This window comes from Adlercreutzia equolifaciens (assembly GCF_029076695.1).
Classification (GTDB): domain Bacteria; phylum Actinomycetota; class Coriobacteriia; order Coriobacteriales; family Eggerthellaceae; genus Adlercreutzia; species Adlercreutzia equolifaciens_A.
This window is the reverse complement of sequence record NZ_JARFIK010000001.1, coordinates 1,394,389-1,410,724: the sequence shown is the minus strand read 5'-3', so window position 1 is coordinate 1,410,724 and position 16,336 is coordinate 1,394,389. Positions and strand designations below refer to the sequence as shown.

General features: G+C 62.1%; 11 protein-coding genes. All 11 read right to left on the bottom strand.

All coding sequences use genetic code 11. The features are described from left to right. Positions 1-3: 3 nt before the first annotated feature. The 11 genes from rplV to PZH32_RS05630 all read right to left on the bottom strand — a co-directional run bounded on the left by rplV (position 4) and on the right by PZH32_RS05630 (position 16,314). Entirely contained in the window at positions 4-345 is a 342-nt protein-coding gene (rplV, locus tag PZH32_RS05680; RefSeq protein ID WP_275206776.1) for a 50S ribosomal protein L22, read from the bottom strand. Positions 346-359: 14 nt separating this feature from the next. After that, positions 360-632, bottom strand: coding sequence for a 30S ribosomal protein S19 (gene rpsS, locus PZH32_RS05675; protein WP_016309218.1), 273 nt, complete (start codon positions 630-632; stop codon positions 360-362). Positions 633-652: 20 nt separating this feature from the next. Further along, positions 653-1,483: a 50S ribosomal protein L2 gene (rplB, locus tag PZH32_RS05670; protein WP_275206774.1), complete on the bottom strand. Its 831-nt coding sequence runs from the start codon at positions 1,481-1,483 to the stop codon at positions 653-655. Between the two features lie 977 nt (positions 1,484-2,460). After that, on the bottom strand, positions 2,461-4,734 hold the full coding sequence (locus PZH32_RS05665; protein WP_275206773.1) for a YgiQ family radical SAM protein: 2,274 nt from the start codon (positions 4,732-4,734) through the stop codon (positions 2,461-2,463). A gap of 121 nt (positions 4,735-4,855) precedes the next feature. Then, positions 4,856-6,175 (bottom strand): trigger factor, encoded by a 1,320-nt coding sequence (locus tag PZH32_RS05660; RefSeq protein ID WP_275206771.1) that lies wholly within the window; start codon positions 6,173-6,175, stop codon positions 4,856-4,858. 132 nt (positions 6,176-6,307) lie between these two features. Next, positions 6,308-7,051, bottom strand: a complete 744-nt coding sequence (locus PZH32_RS05655) for a response regulator transcription factor (protein WP_275206769.1) — start codon at positions 7,049-7,051, stop codon at positions 6,308-6,310. 2 nt (positions 7,052-7,053) lie between these two features. Beyond that, complete coding sequence (locus tag PZH32_RS05650) at positions 7,054-8,712, bottom strand: c-type heme family protein (protein ID WP_275206768.1); 1,659 nt, start codon at positions 8,710-8,712, stop codon at positions 7,054-7,056. A gap of 21 nt (positions 8,713-8,733) precedes the next feature. After that, positions 8,734-9,543 carry a TorD/DmsD family molecular chaperone gene (locus PZH32_RS05645; protein WP_275206766.1) on the bottom strand — a complete coding sequence of 270 codons (810 nt, stop codon included), beginning with the start codon at positions 9,541-9,543 and terminating at the stop codon, positions 8,734-8,736. Positions 9,544-9,550: 7 nt separating this feature from the next. Beyond that, a complete protein-coding gene (locus PZH32_RS05640) occupies positions 9,551-10,144 on the bottom strand; it encodes a 4Fe-4S dicluster domain-containing protein (protein ID WP_275206764.1) in 594 nt (197 codons plus the stop codon). A gap of 11 nt (positions 10,145-10,155) precedes the next feature. Beyond that, positions 10,156-12,801 carry a molybdopterin-dependent oxidoreductase gene (locus PZH32_RS05635; protein ID WP_275206763.1) on the bottom strand — a complete coding sequence of 882 codons (2,646 nt, stop codon included), beginning with the start codon at positions 12,799-12,801 and terminating at the stop codon, positions 10,156-10,158. A gap of 240 nt (positions 12,802-13,041) precedes the next feature. After that, complete coding sequence (locus PZH32_RS05630) at positions 13,042-16,314, bottom strand: FtsX-like permease family protein (protein ID WP_275206762.1); 3,273 nt, start codon at positions 16,312-16,314, stop codon at positions 13,042-13,044. Positions 16,315-16,336 lie beyond the last annotated feature (22 nt).

The following is a 16,336-nucleotide window of genomic DNA, read 5'->3' as shown; positions in this document are numbered from 1 at the left end:
GATTTATGCCTCCTCTCGGGGTGCGACGACGATGGTGATGTGGCAGGTGCGCTTGTTGATGCGCGAAGCCGAACCCTTGGCGCGGGGACGAATGCGCTTCAGGGTGGGACCCTCGTCGACGTAGGCCGTCTTCACGACCAGGTTGTCGCCACGAAGGTGATTGTTGTGCTCGGCGTTGGCCACAGCGGAGTTCATCGTCTTGGCGACGGTCTCAGCGGCGGCGCGCTCGCAGAAGGCCAGGATCTCGCGGGCCTGAGGCACGGACTTGCCGCGGATCAGGTCGACCACGATGCGGGCCTTGCGGGGAGCGATACGGACGTAACGCGATACAGCCTTAGTTTCCATAATTCACACCCGTCCTATCGCTTCTTCTTGTCGGCCGCATGACCCTTGAAGGTGCGGGTGGGGCTGAACTCGCCCAGCTTGTGGCCAACCATAGACTCGGTAATATAGACCGGCACGTGCTTGCGACCATCGTACACGGCGATGGTGTGACCCACCATTTCCGGGAAGATGGTGCTGGCGCGGGACCAGGTCTTGATGACGTTCTTTTCGCCTGCCGCGTTCATTGCCTCGATGCGGGCAAGAAGGCGCGGTTCTACGAAAGGACCCTTTTTCAAACTTCTGCTCACTATGACTCCTTAAGTTTCCGCTACTTCTTGCGACGACGGATGATGAGACGGCTGGAGGCCTTCTTCGGGTTGCGGGTGCGATGGCCCTTGGTGGGAACGCCCCACGGGGTGACCGGGTGACGACCAGCGGACTTGTTCTTGCCCTCGCCGCCGCCGTGCGGATGGTCAACCGGGTTCATAACCGTACCGCGGACGGAGGGACGGATGCCCTTCCAGCGGTTACGGCCGGCCTTGCCGATCTTGATGTTGGAGTGCTCGGCATTGCCCACCTCGCCGATGGTGGCGCGGCAGGTGATGAGCACGCGACGCATCTCGGAAGAAGGCATACGAAGGATGGCGTAGCCGCCTTCCTTACCCATGAGCTGGATGGAGGTGCCGGCGGAACGGGCGATAGCAGCGCCCTTGCCCGGCTGGAGCTCCACGTTGTGGATGAGCGTACCGACGGGGATGTTGGCCAGCGGCATGGCGTTGCCCGGCTTGATATCGGCGTCGGGGCCGCTCAGAACGATGTCGCCCACCTTCAGACCCTTGGGGTGAATGATGTAGCGCTTCTCACCATCGATGTAGTGCAGAAGGGCAATACGGGCGGAGCGGTTGGGATCGTACTCGATGGTGGCCACGCGAGCGGGGATACCATCCTTGTTGCGCTTGAAGTCGATGATACGATAACGCTGTTTCGTACCGCCACCCTGATGACGGGTGGTGATGCGGCCGTACATGTTGCGGCCGGCCTTCTTCGGCTTCGGGGCAAGCAGCGACTTCTCCGGCGTGGACGTGGTGATCTCTGCGAAGTCAGAGACCGTCTGGAAACGTCGGCCAGGGGACGTCGGCTTGTACTGTTTGATTCCCACAGTAACAACCTTTCTTACTTCCGGGCTTGGCGGCGCTTCCTGGTAACGGCAAGAAACGACACGTACCCGCTTCCTCGGACACCCGCTCGCGCGCCTCTCCGCACACCGGGCATCCCCTACTAGTAGTGGTTAAGCGATTGCCGATCAACGCAGATGGAGGCTCTACGCTGCGACGCCGTCTAACCACGCGCCCGGGTGTATCCATAGGCACACAGACGCAAAGAAGCATTATAGGTGTGCGGGTTTCGAGGCTCAAGGAAAATTTTTGCAGCTCGGTAAACGCCACATTTCCCGCACATACGGGGCGGGACGGGCGCATGGGGGCGGAGCGCGGTCAATCAGAGGGCGTTTTCCGCTGACGGCAGAGAGCCATGGTCAATTTACGGGCGGCTTCCGCCGACGGCGGAGGGCGCTGGTCAATTGTTGGCCGTTTTCCGATGACGGAGTCGGGAGCTGGTCAATTGTCGGGTGTTTTCCATCGACGCCAGCGGAACACGGTCAATCGGAGGGTGTTTTCCATCGAGAGCCCTTTTTCTCGTACTTTTTGGTCAATCAGGCGGCGTTTTCCGACGATTCGACCCTTTCTTCAGCAGGCTCGAAAAAATCACGAGCCGCTGACCAGGCACTATAGAAATGGGTGCGGAAAACACCCCTCAATTGACCAGCAAATCGATGGAAAACGCGTCCTGATTGCCCAAAAACTGCCCGAAACGACGCCCGGGATGGAAAACACCCGCTGATTGACCAGCCCTCCCCTGTCATAGATACAGAACCTGCCATCCTTATTTTAAGTCTGCGTGAGACCGTTTTTCGGGGCTACGTTAGATTGACCAGCCCTCTCCGGTTGCCCACGCAGATCCTGCCATACTTCTCTTTCAAGACCGATCCAGAACGATCGGATCCCCCTCTGCCACAAAAGTGAAATCCAGCCACCAGCTAATCCAAGAGCTGGAATACAACACGCGGCCGCTCAACGCCTACCGTCCCTTGCGGATCCCGCCTTTGCGACCGTTGGCCTTCGGGGGTTTGCCAGGGCGCTGCGAGCGGGTCGGGCGCGGGAAGCCCTTCGCGGCGGGGGCCATACCGCGCTGATCGCGTTTCTGCCCCTTGCCAGCCGCCAGCCGCCCCGTTTGACGGCTTTCCTTGGCACCTCGCTCAGGAGCTGCACTCGAGCCCTTTGCTCGGCGATCGTCGGCGCGAGCACCCGTAGCACCGGCACCCCGTTCGGAGGCTGCACCCGAGTGCTTTCCCCCAATCGCCTGCTTTCCCGGGTTACCGCCCTTGGTGCCTCGTTTCGGGCCCTTGCTGACGCGCTTTCCGTCGCCGCCGGTCCCGCTACCCTCCCCCGCGGCTTTCGGACGCTTGGGGCGAATGAGGGCTTTCTCGTCCCAGCCGATGAGGTCGGTGCGGCCGGCTTTTACCAGGGCCTCGCGCACCAAGTCGTAGTTGGCGGGGTTGCGGTACTGGATGAGGGCGCGCTGCAGGGCCTTCTCGTGAGGCGTGCGCGGCACGTAGATTTCCTCCATGGTCAGCGGATCAAGGCCCGTGTAGTACATGCACGTGGACACCGTTGAAGGTGTGGGATAGAAGTCCTGCACTTGCTCTGGGTTGAAGCCCATGTCGCGCACGTACTCGGCCAGCTCCACCGCTTCTTTCAGCGTGCTGCCCGGATGCGACGACATGAGGTAGGGCACCACGTACTGCTTCTTGCCCACTTCACGGTTGATGTCCTCGAAGGCCTGGCAGAAGCGGTCGTACACTGCCCGCGGGGGCTTGCCCATGGCTGCCAGCACCGGGTCGGACACGTGCTCGGGAGCCACGCGCAGCTGGCCGGACACATGGTGCTCCGTCAGCTCGCGCAGGAAGGTCTGCTTCGGGTCGGGGTCGGCCAGCACGTAGTCGAAGCGTATGCCGCTGCGCACGAACACCTTCTTCACACCGGGCAGCTTCCGCAGCTTGCGCAGCAGCCCCACGTAGTCGCGATGGTCGGCGCGCAGAGCCTTGCAGGGACTGGTACCCAGGCAGCGCTTGTCGGTGCACGCGCCGGCCTTCAGCTGCTTGGCGCAGGCAGGAGCACGGAAGTTCGCCGTGGGACCGCCCACGTCGCTGATGTAGCCCTTGAAGTCAGGGTCCTCGATCATGAGCTGCGCCTCGTCTACCAATGATTCCTGGGATCGCGCCGTGACAATGCGGCCCTGATGGAACGTCAGGGCGCAGAACGAGCACTCGCCGAAGCAACCGCGGCAGCTCGTGAGGCTGAACTTCACTTCGGCCAGTGCGGGCACACCGCCGGCGGCATCATAGGAAGGATGCCAGGTACGCGCATAGGGCAGCCGGTAGACCGCGTCCATTTCAGCGGTGGTCAGGGGCAGCGCCGGCGGGTTCTGCACCACGTACACATCGTGGGGATAGGCCTCTACCAGCCGCTTGCCTGTAATGGGGTCGCTGGCGCGGTACTGCTCGGCGAAGCTCTCGGCGAAGGCGCGCTTGCTGGAGGACACCTCTTCCCAGGACGGCAGCATGACGTAGTCCACCACATGCTCCAGCGAACGGGTTTTGTACACGGTGCCGGGTATGAACGTCAGATCGGACACCGCCAGGCCCGCGTTCAGCGCATCGGCAATCTCCACGATGGAGCGCTCCCCCATGCCGTAGGACACCAGGTCGGCCCCGGAGTCCAGCAGAATGGAGCGCTTGAGGGAGTCGGACCAGTAGTCGTAATGGGCCAGACGGCGCAGACTGGCCTCGATACCGCCCAGGATAATGGGCGTCTTCTTGAAGGTGCGGCGAATGAGGTTGGAATACACCACGGCGGCGTGGTTCGGGCGTTTCCCGCCCTCGCCGCCCGGTGTGTAGGCGTCCTCGTGGCGGCGCTTTTTGTTCACCGTGTAGTGGTTCACCATGGAATCCATGTTGCCGGCGGACACCAGAAAACCCAGACGCGGCTCGCCGAACAGGGCTACGGAGGCGGGATCGTTCCAGTCGGGCTGGGCGATGACGCCCACCTTGTAGCCGTGGGACTCCAGCACCCGCGTGATGATGGCCGGTCCGAAGGAAGGATGGTCCACGTAGGCGTCGCCCGACACGTAGACAAAGTCAAGTTGGTCCCATCCGCGTGCGTCGGCCTCGGCCCGCGTAGTGGGCAGAAATGCCGAAAGCGGCACGGCAGGAGCGCCGGCCGCTTTCGCGACAGGGTTCTTCGCTCCCGACTGACGAGACTTCGCCGAAGATTTCTTGGAGGGCTTCGTCACAGGAAGACGCCTTTCCGGGGTCGAGGCCCCTGCAAAGAAGGGCGGCCCGCAGCCGCCCTTCGGTTCATCGTGCTTAGCTGGGAACGAATCGGCAACGCCGACCGCCCCAAAACGCTATCGGCTACTCGGCCGCCGGGGCGGGAGCCTCCGGCTCCTGCTCGGTGATAACGGCCTTCTCCACCACAAAGCGCAGGGCCTTGTTGCGCTCGGCCGTCTCGCGCAGGGCGAAGCCGCGGCCGGCGGCCTCCAGCTGCTGGCGCAGGTAGCTGGGATTGCCCTGGGGATTCATGGCCAGGCAGGCCGCGTCCAGATCGGCATCGGTAAGGGTCATGCGCTCGTGGCGGTACACTGCGTCGAGGCAGAAGCCCTGAACGAGCACCTCGCGGGTCTGCATCATGAGCATCATGCCGAACTGCTGCTCGCCGCCGTTGGCCGCGACGAACTGCTGGAAGTCCATGCCCTGCTGCTGCAGCTCCATCTGCAGGTTCTGCATGAGCTGGTTGCGGGTGGCCTCGTAGATCTCGTCGGCAATGCGACCCTCGAAGCGGCGCGCCAGCTGCGAGAGCACCATCTGCTGCACGTAGTTCTGATAGCCTTCGCGCTGCTGCGCCTCGAACACGCGGCGCATGTCGGCGCGCAGGGCCTCCACCGTCTCCATGCCGGGCAGGTTGGCCTTTACCCAGGCGTCGTCGATGACGGGCACGGCCTCCTTCTGCACTTCCTTTACGGTAACCTTGCAGTCGAGCTTCTGCGTGACCTCTTCGCCGGCCTCGTTCAGCTGCGGAGCGTCGAAGGAGAACTCCTTGGTCTGGCCCGGCTCCATGCCGATGAGCTCCTTGTCGAAGCCCTCGGGCATGAACCCTTGGCTCATCACATAGGTGCGGCCCTCGGTGCACAGCGCCTTGATCTCCTGGCCGTCCTGGGAGATGGTCATGGCAATCTCGCAGGCGTCGCCCGCAGCCAGGGGCTTGGGATCGGCCGTCACGTAAGCGGTATAGCGATGGGCCAGCTCGTCGATCTGCTGGTCGATAACGGAATCGTCGAAGGCGAAGGGCTGCACCGTCACCTCGATGGGCTCGTAGGACTTCAGCTCGTAGGTGGGCTTGACGGTGACGTCCATGGTGAAGGCGAAGCGCTTGCCGCGCTCGAACTTCTGGGACGGCGTGGCCTTCGGCGGGAACGCCGGCACCAGGTTGCGGCGATCCAGCGCGCGCGGCACCAGCACCTCGATGGCGTTGGCCTCGATGACCTTGTCCAGATCGGTGATGCCCAAAGCCTCTTTAACGCACTCGTCCACGGTCTTGCCGGGCTGCAGACGCACGCCCATGGACTGGGCAAAGGCCTCGCCAGCCTCGCGCAGGGCGTTGTTCACCTCCTGGGCGGTAGCTTCGCAGGAAAGGCGAATGATGCCGTCGGCGATCTTCTTCTCGGTTACTTGCATGGGTCAGGTTCTCCTCACAGGTTGAAGGGTGGGGTGCGACGCACCCGATAGTTCGGGCGTTATTGTAGCAAAGCCCCAACCTCTCCCCCGCCCACGCCGAGGAAACCCACAGAAAGCAATTCCGCCGCTGTGCTACACCCGCTCGACGAACTTGTAGCCCACGCGCCATACCGTAAGCAGGTATTTCGGCTGGGACGGGTTGTCCTCGATCTTCTCGCGAATCTTGCGCATGAATACAGTGATGGTGCTCTCGTCCACCGAGCTGTCTGCGCCCCAAATGTGCTCGTATATTTGCGCTCGGGTAAAAACCTGGCCGGGATTTGCCGCCAAAAGCGCCAAGATTTCGAATTCCTTGGCCGTCAGGTTTACCAGCTCGCCGCGCAAGCGCACCTCGTACTGGTTGAAAAGAATCTCCAAGTCCCCGGTGCGGCTGCTGCCCTCGCGACTTACCGCTTTGGCGAAGGCCAGGTCATCGCGGTGACGGCGCAAATGGGCCTGGACGCGCAGCAAGAGCTCGTCGGAACTGAAAGGCTTGACTACGTAATCGTCACCACCAGCGTTGAAGCCGATGGACTTGTCCACAATATCGCCCTTCGCGGAAAGAAATATAACAGGAATACGGCGTCCCTGCTCGCGCATCGACCGGCAGACGTCAAAACCGTTCATGCCGGGCATCATGACGTCGAGCAGCAGCAGATCGGGTTTCTCACCGGCAATCATCTCGAGCCCTGCCAGTCCATCCTGGGCTCCGCAGAACTCGTAGCCGGCACCCTCCAAAATGCGCCTCATGAGCACATGGAGGCTCTTGTCGTCGTCGATGAGCATAACCTTGCCCGCACTACCGCGCTCCGAACGCCCCGTCAGAGACTGCTCCATGGTTACTTCTCCTCTCGCTCGACGGGCAGATGCACCGTGAAGACGCTCCCCTCGCCCAGTGTGCTTTCCACCTCGATGGTGCCGCCATGCATTTCCACGTACTCTTTGGCCAGTGCCAGGCCCAAACCGGTGCCGCTGTACTTGCGCGACACCGACGAATCAGCCTGCACAAAGCGCTCGAAAATACGTTGCTGGTCTTCGGGGGCAATGCCGATGCCGGTATCGGCCACATGAATGAGCACGACGTTGCTGTCCGCATCGAAGTCCATACTCAAGGTGACACGGCCGCCTTCGGGGGTGAACTTCATGGCATTGCCGCACAGGTTTTCCACCACATGACGCAGCTTCTCGAAATCGGCGCGCACCAGGGGTACGTTCGGGTCGATCTCGCAGGTAAAAGCAATGCGGTTGCGCGCGGCCAACGGCGCCACCACATCGAGCACCATGCCGGCGACGTCGCCCAGATCCACCACTTCCACGCTCATATCCGTTCTGCCGGCGTCAAGCCGACTCATTTCCAAAATATCGTTGATCATGAGCAGCAGCGCATGGCTGTTGGCCTCAATCTCGCGGCGCGTCTCCTCTTCCTTTTCGTCCATAGGAGCACGCTCGTTGTTCAGCAGTTCGGTAAAGGCGATGATGCTGGTCAAAGGCGTGCGAAGCTCATGGCTCATCATGGCCAGGAAGTCCGACTTGTACTGATTGTCCTGACGCAGCCGGTCGTTGGCCTCCTCAAGCTGGGCGCGCTGGTTTTCCAGTACCGCGTTGGCCCGCTCAAGAGCCGCTGTGCGGTCGGCCACCTCGGACTCCAGGTTGTTATAGACGTCTGCAAGCTCAGCCGCCATGGCGTTGAACTCTTGCATAAGGTCGTTGATCTCGCGCGAGGACTGCGAGTGGGCGAAGCGCACGCCAAGGTTGCCGCGCTGGATACTGGCCACACCCTCCTGGATGCGCGCAAGCGGCCGCGTGACCAGGTACTTGAGCGCCACATAAATGACCAAGAGGCACACAAGCAGCATACCGCCGAAGAAGATAACGTCCTGAATCACCGAGAAGCGCTCGCTCTCCATGTAAACGTCAAGGGGCATGACAATGCTGATGGCACCGCCCACATCCCCCAGCTTCCAGCCCTCTTTGGGAAAGCCGGTCACGTCTATCTCGCCTTTGGGCTCACCGTGGCATTCGAGGCAGTTCTTCTCGATGCGCATAGGCGCCACGTAGCGAAACACTTCTTCGCCGTCTTCCTCCACAATGCCGCAATACTCCGCGGCCGTGCCATTGCCGAAAGCGGTCAGGGCCTCCGCCTCGAACGCATCGGGCTCGTCGGCCTCGTTGCGAGGATCGAAGTTGACGAACTTGGTAGCGTAGGTTGACTGCGACGTGAAAAGAGCGCCGATGGAGCGACCGACGATGGCGCAATGGAGCCCTTGGTACACGCCTTCATCGGTATAGGAGATCTGCTCGAGGCGATCCTGGTTGGAGGCCATGAATTCCCAGACAGCATCCATCTGCTGGGCAAGCACCTGACCCTTTTCTCGCAGCTCGTTCTCCATTTGAGCCCGGGCATTCATAGAGGTCCAGCCTATGTTGGCCACCAGCGACACCAAGATGAGGAGCACGATGAGCACTCCGAACTTCGTCTTGAGCTTGATATTGCCCATGGGCTCCCCTCTCCTGAGCGCCTAATGCCCTTCGATACCGCTTGCTTCCCCCAGAGCCGTCGTCAGCTCGTCGATAAGCCCACGATCGACTTGGCAGAAGCGCTCGGCAACCTCCGCAAGCACAGGATACAATGTTCCCGCTCGCAGTGCGGCAGGAGCTTCGCGCAAACGGCAGCTAAAGAGCCCGATCCAGCGAAGCAGATGGCGATCGAGAAAGTCCCGTTGAATTGCCAGATCGCTCAAGGCCGCCTCTTTATTGTCGGCGGCCCATGCGTCACCAGTCCGCTGCGCCAGGGCGGCCATGAAGCTGCACTCGGTACCCAGGTGATCATCGGGCTCGCGCGGATAGCCAGCGGCCTTGAATCCTCCGCGACGGTAGGCATCGCGCACCGCCAAAGTGCTTTCCTGGAAAATAAGGCGGTCCGCGCCAAGGTGCACCGACTCCCACGGCGGCGAAGGCAAGGTGCCCGGCCCGATAAAGAGCCGCGTATACTGGCCGGCTGCCTCGTCGAGAGTCACCTCCTGGGCAGTCTCGACCATCTTCCCTGCAAGCGACGGATGGCCGGCTTCGCCATCGAGCAAAAGGGCGGCCGCCTCAACAACGGCCTCGTCGGTCATCAGCGCGAGAAGATTGCTGTCGGGCTCGGCGCCAAAAGCCCGGGCCAGGAGCCCATACAACACCGTGCGAGCCGTCAACAGGCATTGAAGCGCCTCGTCCGTCGAGGCTTCTTCCTGATAGGTTTGCTCCTCCACCGTACTCCCCTCTCCGACGCACGAGCGACGGCAGCGGCCAAGGGGAGGGGTGCCGCTGCCATCGCTCGGGTTCGTCACGTTGCTCCTACAGGGCCACCTGCACGGGATCAGCCTCCAGAGCAGCCGCCTTGGCATCGATGACCACCGACGGGTTCGTCTGAGAAGCATCGGGCAGCATGGCCAGCTGGTTGACGCCCTCGGGGTGCGCCGCACGCAGCTCGTCGATATCACCGAACTCCAGGGCGCGCATGGGGCAAGCGGCAACACAGGCCGGCTGCTCCCCCGCCTCGCGCAACTGGATGCAGGCGTTGCAACGATGGACAACATGCAAGCTCTCCACCAGTTGCGGATGGCCATAGGGGCAGGCCTTCACGCAGTACTCGCAGCCGATGCACTTGCTATCGTCGTGCTGCACGGTGCCGTCGGCCTCGTTGAGGTAGGTGGCGCCGTTGGGGCACACCTCCACGCAGGCCGGGTTCTCGCAGTGATTGCAGGTGGCAGCGTAGTGATAGCCCTTTACTGCAGGGTACGCACCCACCTCATAGTCGGTGACCCGGCGGAACACCACACCGATCTCGTTGTCGTTCTTGTCTTTGCAGGCAATCTGGCAGGTGCGGCAGCCGATGCAATTGTCCTGGTTGAAATAGAAGCCCTTGCGGGCAGATCCCTCGTTAGCCATGACCTCTCCTCCTACAGCTCGATGATGCGCTGCGGCTTCTCGCAGTCGGGCACCAAGGCCTCGCCGGCGTACTTCTCAATGTTGCAGTTATAGTTGTTGTAGCCCGTCACGGCCATGCCGCTGACCACCGGGCCGCACAGCACGTTGTCCGCGCCGCCCAGGTCGTATTCCTCGTTCTCGTCCAAGTCGACCCAAGAGCCATGGGGCACGCCGATCATGCCGGGCATGAGCGTCTGCAGCACGCTGGCGGTGCGCACAATCTTGCCGTACTGGTTGTACACCACCACGTCGTCGCCCGATTCAATGCCCTTGTCGGCCGCATCCTGGGCGCTGATGAACACTGGATTCGGCCAAGCCTCACGCAGCCAGGTGACGTTGTCGAAAACGCTGTGGGAGCGGCGGAAGTAATGCGGGTTGTACACCACATAGGGGTATTCCTCGGAACGCGTCTCCCAGCCTTCCACGGCCGGATGATAGGAGGGGTAGGGCTTGAAGTTCGTGTCAAAGCCAAAGCTGTCGAGCGCATCCTTCTTGGCCTGGCAGTAGATCTCGAACTTACCGGAATTGCTGGGACGGGGGTTGGCCGCCGGATCAGCCACGTAGTCGCTGTAGGCAACGAAGCTGTACTCGTCGCCCTCGGAGCGCTCCACCTGGTAGCAGCCATCGGCCAGGAACTTCTCCAGGGCCACCTTGCCCTCCTGGGGCTCGCCCTCGCACTCCCAGGCGGCCAGGTCGTCGGCGGTTACCGTCACCATGGGCACCATATCGCCCGCGGCGGGGTCGAAGACCGTGCATCCCAGAATCTGGTTCATAAACTGCTGCTTCTCGGAAAGCCCGTAGACCGTGGCTGGGTCGATGCCCATGGCCTCGGCAATGCCCACGCCGATCTCCTGATCGGTTTTGGCCTCGAACAGCGGGTCGATGACCTGGGTATGCACCACCAGTGCCTCGCGGTTGCCCAGCGAGCCGAAGCGGCCCACGCGCTCCCATTCGGTAACGACGGGCAGCACGATGTCGGCGTACTTGGCCTGGGTGGTAAGAAACTGGGCATTGCAGAACACGAAGTCCATGGCACGATGTGCCTCGATGCCGCGCATGAGGTCGGGCGACGTCTGCAAGCGAGCCGAATGACCCCAGAAAATGAGGTGGATGTCGATGTCGCGCTCCTCGCGCGGAGCCATGACGCCGTAGTGGTTGCCGATGTAGGGGTACTTCTTCTCCAGGATGCTCTTCCACAACACCGGACCGGGAATGACGTCGTCCACCGCGTTGGCCAAAGGCTCCAGTCCGTGACCACCGGCGGCCACCAGGTTGGGGCCACCGTTGCCCGCTGCCGCATAGTAGGTGGAGCCGCAGGCATGGCCGCTCTTGCCGAAGTGGCCGCCCATGGCACCCAAGGTCATGAACATCTGGGGAATGTCCTCGGAATCATGGTTGCGGGCAAAGCTGTAGCTATGAAGAATCATCACCTTGTTCTGCTTGCCCAGCAGTTCGGCGTACCAGCGAATATCCTCGACCGGGGTGCCGCAAATCTCGCTCGCCCATTCGGCCGTCTTGGGCGTCTCATCGTAAGTGCCCAGCAGGTAGTCCTGGAAGTTCTCCTTCGTGGCAGCATCCTCGGGCATGTGGTCCTTGTCGAAGCCCACGCAGTAGGTGTTCAGGAAGTCCCAATCGATCACGTCGCCGCGCTCTTCGTCAAGCTTGAGCATTTCGTAGGCAACGGCCAGCATGAAAGCCGTATCGGTGCCGGAACGCACGGGAATCCAGCGGGCATTGAGCAGCTGGGCGGTGGCGTTGCAGCTGGGGGCAATCATAACGAACTGCGTTCCCGCAGCCTTGGCATGCAGGAAGTTGTAGCAGGAAGAGCCGCCGGAAGCCCAGGCGGGGTTGCATCCCTGGAATACAATCCACTCGGCGTTCTTTAGATCGTAGCGATCGTTCGCCGACTCGGTGGCGGAATCCTGCAGGGGCAGGCCCAGACGCGTGGTGTCCAGGCAGTAGGTGCCCATGGACGTCGTGTCCGTAATGCCGCAGGCGCCGCCAAGAGCATTGATGAGGCGAATGGTGCTATAGCCGGCATAGCCGCCATCGTGGGCCAGCACGGCGCGGGGGCCGTAGGTCTCGTAGACCTTCTTCAGCTGATCGCCCACGTACTTGAAGGCCTCTTCCCAGCTGATGCGCTCCCACTCGTCCTTGCCGCGCAGCTCGCCGTGGGGCTCTTCGGGGCTCCAGTTCTTGCGCTTCATGGGGTACTTCAAGCGGTCGGCCGAGAAGACCTGCATGCGCTGGGAACGACCGCGCAAGCAGCCGCGCTGCTGGGGGAAGTCAGGGCTGTCCTCATGATGATCGTCGGCCTTCTGGCGCACGACCACGCCATCGCGAACCAGGGCCTTGTTGACGCAGCGGCCGCCGCAATTGTGCCAGCACGAGGCGCTGACCCACGTGCCCTCGGTGAGGTTGCGGCCATAATCGGTCTCGGACGTGTTCTCGCTGCGTCCGTCGCCGCTCTCGCCCGTTTCGGCCATTTCAACCTTGTTGGGCGAGCAAGCCGCCAGACTTCCCGCCGCCAAGGCAGCCGTGGCGGCCGCCCCCGCCTTCACGAAATTGCGGCGGCTCAGCGCTGACGATTCACGAACCTTGTCGAGATAGCTCGTCATGACTCCTCCTTCGTATCCTCTTCTCTCCCTCGGGATCCTCTCATCCCGACGATATGATTAGAGTAATTTCGCGAAGAATTAATCACTATGCCTTGAATCCTGAGTCTTTCTTACCAGGATCTTTCCAAATTATTAACGTGGCATCCCCCGCGGCCTTTTCATCGCGAGCCAGCATACCGTCGCGAAGACGGCCCGTCATCCCACTTCGCAGATCCTCGGTTTTTCGCCACGGAACCCTGTTTATTCGTTGCTCTTCAGACTCTCCACCATATCGACGTGGGCCAGCTTCGGACGCATTACCAGGGTGACCAGCAAGGTGAACACCATGGTAAGGACGAAGGCCGCTAAGAAGCTGAGCCCGTGGATGGTGCGGCCGAACATAACCTGGTCCACCTCAGCCGTGGTAACCACGAAGCCCTCGAGCACCACGCCGAGCGCCAGACCCAGCAACGCTCCCATGAGGGAAAGCAAGGCAATTTCCCGGAAGATGTAGGCGTCCACCTCGCGCGGCAGGAAACCGAGCACCTTCAAGGTGGCAATCTCCCGCGCCCGCTCGGTGATGTTGATATTCGTCAGGTTGTACAGCACGATGAAGGCCAAGGCCGCCGCGGCAACTACCAGTACGACCACCACCATGTCCACCGAGCGCAGCATCTTCTTGTAGGAGCTGATGACCTCCTCGTTGAAGGCCACCGTTTCCACGCCGCCCGTATCGCGCAGCGCCTCGCTGAGCGCCTGCTGAGCCGAGGGATCCTCGGTTATCTTGGCGTAGACCGTGAGATTCGCCCCCGTCTCCCCGAAGGTGCGCTCGTAGAGCGTAGGGGTCATAAAGGCATAGTTGGCCACGTAGTTCTCCACCACAGCGGCCACAGGAGCGGTGTAGATGGTATCAGTGGCGTTGCCCAAGGTGTCCTGCTCGGCGAAGCGCACCTTGTCGCCCGGCCCCACGCCCAGAAGACTGGCCAGCTTCTCGGTGAGCACCACGCCGCCGTCGGACAGGGTAACCGGCCGCTGGGAGGAACGGGTGCGCAACGTCCACAAATTGCCGAAAGCAGAGGGGTCCTCCGGTGCCACCACGGTAGTCATAACCTCCGTGCCGTCCGCGCCCACGGCCATTACCGACTCCACCGTAGCCTGCGCGGCCTCCTGCACCGTGTCGCCGGGAGCCAGCAGCGCATCGGCCTTCTCGCGCTCGCCGGTGGCCGCATCCTCGTCGCCGGACACCACCACGTTGTAGTGCACCAGCTGCCCGTACTGCACGTCGATGATGTCGTTGATGGAGTTTTGCAGCCCTAAGCCCGTCAGCAGCAACGCCGTGCAACCGGCAATACCGATGACAGTCATGACCAGGCGCTTCTTATAGCGGAACAGGTTGCGCAGCGTGACCTTCCAAGAGAAGGACAAATGACGCCACAAGGGGCCGATGCGCTCGAGCAGAATGCGCTTGCCGGCCTTGGGCGCCCGCGGCAGCATAAGCGATGCCGGCGTCTCGCGCAGCGTGGCAGCGGCCGCGGCCCAGGTGGCCACCAAGGTGATGCCCACGCCCAGGCCCGTGGCTGCCAGAGCAAGGGGCCAGTTCACGGGCATAGCGCCACGGGGCACGAAGTACACAATGGAATAAGCTTCCATGATGACCCAAGGAAGCACCTGGGAAAGCACGGCAATGCCCACGATGCTGCCCAGAAGCGAGGCGGCCGCGGCATAGATGAGGTACTTGGAGGTGATACGCCCGCGGGAATACCCCAGCGCCTTGAACGTGCCAATGAGCGGACGCTCCTCGTCCACCATGCGGGTCATGGTGGTTAGCGCCACCAAGGCGGCTACCAGGAAAAAGATGAAGGGGAAGAACGAGGCGATAGAGTCGATACGCTCGGCGTCGGCCTCGAAGCTAACTACGCCGCTGTTCTTCGTACGGTCCATGACCAGCCACTCCGGCGTTGCCAGATCATCGATCTCGCGCTGGGCATCCTCGAGCTTCTTCTCGGCGCGCTCCAGCTCGTCAGCAGCCTCGGAGGCATTCTCGTCGTACTCGGCTTTTCCCTCGCGGTACTCCGTGCGACCGTCCGACAGTTCCTTTTTGCCCTGCTCGTAGTCTTCCTTGCCCTTCTCGAGCTTTTTCTGACCCTCTTCCAGCTCCGTCTTGGCCGCGTCGAGTTTCTTCTGGGCGGCGGCGAACTGCTCCTCGGCCGCTTCCCGCTGCGCCTTCAGCTGGGCCTTGGCCTCTTTCAGCTGGGCCTGGCCTTGTTCAATTTGGGCAATAGCGGCCGCCACCTGCGCCTTCTGCGCTTCCAGGGCGGTCTTCTGCTCTTCGGGCAAACCTGGGACCGTCAGCGCCCCTTCCAGCTGCTCCAACGTAGCTTGGAGCTCGGGAAGCTGGGCGGCGGCCGCATCCACTTGCTTTTGGTTCTCGTCGATGGCCTCCTGGGCCGCCGCAAACTGCTCTTCGGCATCGGCGCGCTGCTTCTTGAGCTCGGCAACGCCCTCGTCGTACTCCTTCTGGCCGTCGGCCAGCTTCTCCTCGCTTTCGGCAATATCTGCTTGGGCCTGCTTAAGGTCCTTCTTGCCGCTGGTTATGTCCTTGCGCGCGTCTTTGAGCTTCGCCTCGGCATCGGCCAACTCGGCCTCCACCTTCGCCTTCTCCTTCTTGTACTCGGCGCGCTTCTCGTCGAGTTCCTTCTGAGCCTCCTCTTGCAGGCTGGCCACCCGCGCTTGCTCGCGCTCAGGAGCAATGGCCTCGATGGCCGCCGTTACCTCGTCGATGCGCTGCTGATAGGCATCGCTCGAGGCGTCCAGCTCACGGGCGCCCTTGACGGCAACGAAGGCTTCCGAAATAGGGAAGTCCTCGTCGAAATCTTCTTGGGGGATGTACATGAACTGCTGGATGGTACCGGAGCCCAAGGTGGTGGTTCCCATGGCCGTCGAGCTGACATAGAGCGGCGAGTGCACTTTGCCCACGATGGTGAACTCGGTGCGCTTGAGCGTGTCCTCCAGATCCGTGGCGCCGGCATCGATAGTTACCACGTCCCCGATGTCCGAGGGGCCGCTCATCACCCGATCATTAAAGATCAGGCACTCCCCTGCGTTCTCGGGCCAACGTCCTTCAGCCAGCTCAAGGCGGTTGAGGTAGGCACGGTCGTCGGAGGCCACCGTGGCGCTGTCAGCCTGGTAACTGGCCGCCGCGCTGTCGGGCAGCGAATGAACGCGCATGGCGTACTGTTCGCCCCCCAAGGTGGCCAGCACATCGGTTTGGTAGGCCGGCATAACCGCGTAGACCCCGTCCACCTGGCGCAGGGCGTTCATGTCGTCCTCGGTAAGCCCCATGGTGGACACGACGCGAATGTCCATGAGCGCCGTGCCGTCGTAGTAGGCATCGGCGGCCAGGTTCATATCGGGAGCCGTCATGCGCAGGCCCGCATAAAAACCGGTGCCCAAGGCCACAATGGCGGCGATGGCCACAAAGCGGCCCAGGGAATGGCGAATGGAGCGGACGACGTCCTTATCGAAGGCACTCATGGACGCACCTCGCTTCCGGCTC

Excerpts from the sequence above, each read along its gene's own strand:
- PZH32_RS05640 (WP_275206764.1), bottom strand. The coding sequence starts at position 10,144 with ATGGCTAACGAGGGATCTGCCCGCAAGGGCTTCTATTTCAACCAGGAC.
- PZH32_RS05635 (WP_275206763.1), bottom strand. The coding sequence starts at position 12,801 with ATGACGAGCTATCTCGACAAGGTTCGTGAATCGTCAGCGCTGAGCCGC.
- rplV (WP_275206776.1), bottom strand. The coding sequence starts at position 345 with ATGGAAACTAAGGCTGTATCGCGTTACGTCCGTATCGCTCCCCGCAAG.
- PZH32_RS05655 (WP_275206769.1), bottom strand. The coding sequence starts at position 7,051 with ATGGAGCAGTCTCTGACGGGGCGTTCGGAGCGCGGTAGTGCGGGCAAG.
- PZH32_RS05650 (WP_275206768.1), bottom strand. The coding sequence starts at position 8,712 with ATGGGCAATATCAAGCTCAAGACGAAGTTCGGAGTGCTCATCGTGCTC.
- PZH32_RS05660 (WP_275206771.1), bottom strand. The coding sequence starts at position 6,175 with ATGCAAGTAACCGAGAAGAAGATCGCCGACGGCATCATTCGCCTTTCC.
- PZH32_RS05630 (WP_275206762.1), bottom strand. The coding sequence starts at position 16,314 with ATGAGTGCCTTCGATAAGGACGTCGTCCGCTCCATTCGCCATTCCCTG.